At 45.9% G+C, this 1443-nt stretch carries 1 protein-coding gene; it reads right to left on the reverse strand.

Features of this window, described 5'->3' with window-relative positions:
- The coding region (locus NCE97_RS15915; RefSeq protein ID WP_503066191.1) for an HYR-like domain-containing protein at nucleotides 1-1443 on the reverse strand (1443 nt) is incomplete at both ends.

Raw genomic sequence — 1443 nt, forward strand, 5'->3', positions numbered from 1 at the left:
CAACGCTGTCAGAGTAAGTCGCATCCAAAGTCGTATCACAGTTGTCCGCCTCGTCAGTCACATCACCAGTAAGACCTAAGTCAGTCTCATCCTGATCACACTCAATAGTCAAATCAGCAGGCACAGTAAATGTTGGTGCAGTCGTATCAACGATTGTTATGGTTTGGTCTGCTGTTGTTGTATTACCACAGTCATCTGTCAATGTCCAAGTACGTGTGATCACAGACTCGTTTGCACATGCTCCAGCAGCAACGCTGTCAGAGTAAGTCGCATCCAAAGTCGTATCACAGTTGTCCGCCTCATCAGTTACATCACCAGTTAAGGTAAGGTCTAACTCATCCTGGTCACATTCTATAGTAAGATCAGCAGGTACTGTAAATGTAGGCGCCGTTGTATCAACGATTGTTATGGTTTGGTCAGCCGTGGTTGTGTTACCACAGTCGTCCGTCAATGTCCAAGTTCTAGTGATCACAGACTCATTTGCACATGCTCCAGCAGCAACGCTGTCAGAGTAAGTCGCATCCAAAGTCGTATCACAGTTGTCCGCCTCGTCAGTCACATCACCAGTAAGACCTAAGTCAGTCTCATCCTGATCACACTCAATAGTCAAATCAGCAGGCACAGTAAATGTTGGTGCAGTCGTATCAACGATTGTTATGGTTTGGTCTGCTGTTGTTGTATTACCACAGTCATCTGTCAATGTCCAAGTACGTGTGATCACAGACTCGTTTGCACATGCTCCAGCAGCAACGCTATCAGAGTAAGTCGCATCCAAAGTCGTATCACAGTTGTCCGCCTCGTCAGTCACATCACCAGTAAGACCTAAATCAGTCTCATCCTGATCACATTCTATTGTTAGATCAGCTGGTACCGTAAATGTAGGCGCAGTCGTATCAACGATTGTTATGGTTTGGTCAGCCGTGGTTGTGTTACCACAGTCATCCATCAATGTCCAAGTACGAGTGATCACGGACTCGTTTGCACATGCTCCAGCAGCAACGCTGTCAGAGTAAGTCGCATCCAAAGTCGTATCACAGTTGTCCGCCTCGTCAGTCACATCACCAGTAAGACCTAAATCAGTCTCATCCTGATCACACTCAATGGTAAAATCAGCAGGTACTGTAAATGTAGGCGCAGTCGTATCAACGATTGTTATGGTTTGGTCAGCTGTAGTTGTGTTACCACAGTCATCAGTCAATGTCCAAGTTCTAGTGATTACAGACTCATTTGCACATGCTCCAGCAGCAACGCTATCAGAGTAAGTCGCATCCAAAGTCGTATCACAGTTGTCCGCCTCGTCAGTCACATCACCAGTAAGACCTAAATCAGTCTCATCCTGATCACACTCAATGGTAAAATCAGCAGGTACTGTAAATGTAGGCGCAGTCGTATCAACGATTGTTATGGTTTGGTCAGCTGTAGTTGTGTTACCACAGTCATCAG

Origin of the sequence: Winogradskyella sp. 3972H.M.0a.05 (genome assembly GCF_040493455.1) — a bacterium.
Classification (GTDB): Bacteria; Bacteroidota; Bacteroidia; order Flavobacteriales; family Flavobacteriaceae; genus Microcosmobacter.